General features: G+C 68.9%; 5 protein-coding genes and 1 riboswitch. Of the genes, 2 read left to right on the forward strand and 3 right to left on the reverse strand.

Going from position 1 to position 3961, the window contains the following annotated elements:
* Nucleotides 1–129 precede the first annotated feature (129 nt).
* Nucleotides 130–492, reverse strand: a complete 363-nt coding sequence (locus VFG33_RS11080; RefSeq protein WP_325025195.1) for a YciI family protein — start codon at nt 490–492, stop codon at nt 130–132.
* Nucleotides 493–592: 100 nt separating this feature from the next.
* Between VFG33_RS11080 and VFG33_RS11085 the strand changes: the two genes are divergently transcribed.
* Complete coding sequence (locus VFG33_RS11085) at nt 593–1561, forward strand: pyridoxal-phosphate dependent enzyme (RefSeq protein ID WP_325025197.1); 969 nt, start codon at nt 593–595, stop codon at nt 1559–1561.
* A gap of 237 nt (nt 1562–1798) precedes the next feature.
* Nucleotides 1799–1990, forward strand: a riboswitch (cyclic di-AMP (ydaO/yuaA leader).
* Entirely contained in the window at nt 1990–2853 is an 864-nt protein-coding gene (locus VFG33_RS11090; RefSeq protein WP_325025199.1) for a C40 family peptidase, read from the forward strand. (Overlaps the previous riboswitch by 1 nt.)
* A gap of 111 nt (nt 2854–2964) precedes the next feature.
* Here VFG33_RS11090 and VFG33_RS11095 read toward each other — a convergent pair whose 3' ends face one another.
* Together VFG33_RS11095 and VFG33_RS11100 are read right to left on the reverse strand one after the other, a co-directional pair.
* On the reverse strand, nt 2965–3621 hold the full coding sequence (locus VFG33_RS11095; protein ID WP_325025201.1) for a response regulator: 657 nt from the start codon (nt 3619–3621) through the stop codon (nt 2965–2967).
* Nucleotides 3618–3961: sensor histidine kinase (locus VFG33_RS11100; RefSeq protein ID WP_325025203.1), on the reverse strand; the 344-nt coding region annotated here is incomplete at its 5' end. The genes VFG33_RS11095 and VFG33_RS11100, both read right to left, overlap by 4 nt.

Genomic DNA, 3961 nt, shown 5'->3' on the forward strand with positions numbered 1-3961 from the left:
CCAGACGTCCTGACCGTTGCCCCTTCCGCATCCTTCGGTCCCACTTCGCCCTTATCGGGAGGCGTCGGCGGCGCCGACTGCCTCTCCCGATAAGGGCGAAGTGGGACCGAAGGATGCGGAAGGGGGATGTCAGAGGCCGACCTGGTGGACCACCGGCCGGACCTCGACACCGAGACCCTCGATCCCCGCGTCCGGGATCATCGCGGCCAGTTCGTACGCCCGCTCCGGCGTCTCGCACTCCAGCAGGTAGTAGCCCGCCAGGAACTCCTTCGCCTCCAGGAACGGCCCGTCCGTCACCGCCGGTACGCCGTCGCGCACCTTGACCACCGCGGTCTTGGCCGGCTCGGCCAGTGCGACCGTGCTGTGGAACTCGCCGGACTCCGTCACGGTGGCGAGGAACTTCTCGTGCCCGCTGAAGATGGCCTGCTGCTCGTCCTCGGTCAGCGCGCTCAGCACGTCGGGGTTGATGTTCAGGACCAGTAGGTACTTCACGCTGTCTCCTCGACTCTCGGCTCCCCCGCTGGGAGCCGCTTCGCTATCAGTACGGAGCCGACCCGGCGGCCTTGACACGTCTGACGATAAGTTCTGAATCATGCTGACCTTCGAGGACATCCAGGCCGCGGCACAGCGGATCGGTGGAGCAGCTCACCGTACGCCGGTACTGACGTCGCGAACGCTGAACGACCGGGTCGGGGCCGAGGTGTTCCTCAAGGCGGAGAACTTCCAGCGGATCGGGGCCTTCAAGTTTCGGGGCGCCTACAACGCGGTCAGCCGGCTGACCGCGGAACAACTCGGGCGCGGCGTCGCGGCGTACTCGTCGGGCAATCACGCGCAGGCGGTCGCCCTCGCGGCGTCACTGGCCGGGACGAGCGCGGTGATCCTGATGCCGGCGGACGCGCCGCCGACCAAGGTCGCGGCCACTCGCGGGTACGGCGCCGAGGTGGTCACCTATGACCGGTACACCGAGGACCGGACCGCGATCGCGCTGGAACTCGCGGAGACCCGGGGGCTGACGTTGATCCCGCCGTACGACCACTACGACGTGATGGCCGGTCAGGGCACGGTCGCGCTCGAGCTGATCGAGGAGGTCGGGCAGCTCGGGGCACTGCTGGTCCCCGTCGGCGGCGGCGGACTGATGGCCGGTTGCGCGACCGCCGCCACCACCCTCTCGCCCGGCATCCGGATGATCGGCGTCGAACCGGCCGCGGGCGACGACCACGCCCGCTCGCTGGCCGCGGGCCGGCGGGTCGAGATCGAGATCCCGCGGACGATCGCCGACGGTCAGGCGATCGCGATCCCGGGTGAGCTGACCTTCGAGGTGAACAGCCGGCTGGTGGACAGCTTCGAACTGGTCAGCGACGACGAGATCCGGGACGCGATGGTGTTCGCGTTCGAGCGGCTGAAGATCGTCCTCGAGCCGAGCGGCGCGAGTGCCCTCGCGGCCCTGCTGACCGGCCGGATCGAAGGGCTCCCCGAGCGGGTCGGGGTCGTGCTCTCAGGCGGCAACGTGGGGCTCGAAAGGTTCGTCGAACTCCTCGGCCGGAGCAGGCCTGAGCACTGACTGTGCTCGTTGTCACAGAGAGCCACTGCTTGCTGTGACCGGCGTCACACAAATCCGCTGTGCGGCCGCCTGAAAGCCCCGGAATCACGCTCAGGACACCTGGTGTTCACCTGGACTCCCTGATCCGTCAGAGAGCCGTCCAGGGCCTTTCCGGAGGGTCTCTGTCGATCTGAGGGTTTGCGTCGTGATCGTTCTGTTATACAGTCGTCGGCGGTTCGACAAATACGACGAACTGCCTGTGTGTCAACGCCGAGCCCTGCCAGGCACACAAGCTCCCCTCGAACACCATGGCAGGGGTGGGGGACCCAGGAAGTTGGGTCCCGACCGTGAGTGGTCGGGTCCCTGGGGTGAAGTCCGCGGGAGCGGACCGGGCTATTGACTCTCAGCCCGAACCCGACAGCTAACTTCACAGGCGTCGGGAGACAACCATGCCCGTCACTGCCCGACGGACAGCGCTTTCGCGCGCCGTCAAGTCCAGCGAGTCCAGTACGCGGCGGCCGATCGGCCGCACCCTGGGCAAGCACCGCAAGACCAGCAAGTCCTCGGCCGTCCCCGGCCGCGCCGCGGCCACCGTCCTCTCGGTCGGCCTGGCAGTCACTGGTGGAGCCGCCATGAGCGTTGTCGCTTCACCCGGCGCCGCCTCCGCCGCCACCACCGGCACCACGAAGACCTCCTCGGCCGCGTGGGCCCGGGGGAACTCGGCCGTGGCGTCCAAGCCGCTGCTGCGCTACGGCGACGCAGGCTGGGCCGTCAAGTACGTGCAGCGGTCGCTGGATGTGCCGGCCGGTGGTTGGTACGGCTCCGCCACTCGCACGGCGGTCGTCAAGTTCCAGCGCCGGGTGGGCCTGCCCCGCACCGGCACGATGACCTACAACACGTGGCGCTCGCTGTTCTACGCCGCGCAGAAGGGTCTGCTGCACGGTGGCACCGGCACGACCACCACGTTCCGCGCCAAGGTGCTGAAGGAAGCCGCGAAGCTGAAGGGCACGCCGTACCGGTACGGCGGCACGACGCCGAAGGGCTTCGACTGCTCGGGCTACACCGGCTACGTGTACAAGAAGGCCGGCAAGAAGCTGCCGCGTACGTCGCGTTCGCAGTACAGCGCGACCAAGCACATCAGCCGCGCCGCCGCCAAGCCGGGCGACCTGGTGTTCTTCAAGAGCGGTGGCGGCAGCGTGTACCACGTCGGCATCTACGCTGGCGGCAACATGCTGTGGCACTCCTCGAAGCCGGGCAAGCCCGTCGCCAAGGCGAAGATCTGGAGCAAGAACGTGGCCTTCGGCCGCGCCTGATGCTCTAGCCCGTCAGCGCCCACTCCCCCCGGGACGCTGACCTCGAAACCGGTCGTGTGCCGCCGTCCCCCACCCCTCCGGCGGCGCGCGACCGGTTTCCCATCTCCAGGGCTAACCGTCGAGCAGGCCTGCGTCGTGGGCCAGGATCGCGACCTGCACCCGGTTGGTGGCGTCCAGCTTCACCAGCACCCGTGAGACATGCGCCTTCACCGTCGCCTCGCTCATGAACAGCCGCTTGCCGATGTCCGCGTTGGACAGCCCACCCGCGACCGCGGCCAGCACCTCCCGCTCCCTTTCGGTGAGCGTGGTCAGCCGCTCCCGCGCCACCCGCTGGCGATCGGTCCGCGAATCCGCCGCGAAGTGCCCGATCAGCCGCTTGGTCACCGCCGGCGACAACATCGCGTCGCCGGCCGCGACCACCCGCACCGCCTGGACCAACTCCCGCGGTGGCGTGTCCTTCAGCAGGAACCCGCTCGCGCCTGCCTGCAACGCCCGGAACACGTAGTCGTCCAGATCGAACGTGGTCAGTACGACGACCTTCGGCGGATCCCGCAACGCCTGGACCTCCCGCGTCGCGGCCAGGCCGTCCAGCCGCGGCATCCGGATATCCATCAGCACCACGTCCGGCCGGTGCCGGACGACCATCTCGGCCGCGTCCGCACCGTCGTCGGCCTCGGCGACCACCTCGAGATCGTCCGCCGACTCCAGAATCATCTTCAGCCCGGCCCGGACGAGCGCTTCGTCGTCCACGATCAGTAGCCGCGTCATCGCTCTTCTTCCCCTTCTTTACTGACACTGCCTTTGCTGACGCTGCCCTCGTTGCCGTCGGACCAGGGCAGCCAGGCCTCGACCCGCCAACCACCGTCCGGGGTCGGTCCCACTGCCAGCCGCCCGCCGGACAGGTCCACCCGCTCGCGAAGCCCGACCAGGCCGGCGCCAGCGCCCGGCAGCAGCGTGCCGGCCGCCACCGGCCGAACGTTCGTCACCCGAACCATGACACCCGCGCCAGGAGCCGCGTTCACCAGCACCTCGGTGGTCGCTCCGCGCGCATGTTTGTGGACGTTGGTCAGCGACTCTTGCACGATCCGGTAGACGGTACGGCCCACGG

Source organism: Kribbella sp. (assembly GCF_035687465.1).
Taxonomy (GTDB): domain Bacteria; phylum Actinomycetota; class Actinomycetes; order Propionibacteriales; family Kribbellaceae; genus Kribbella.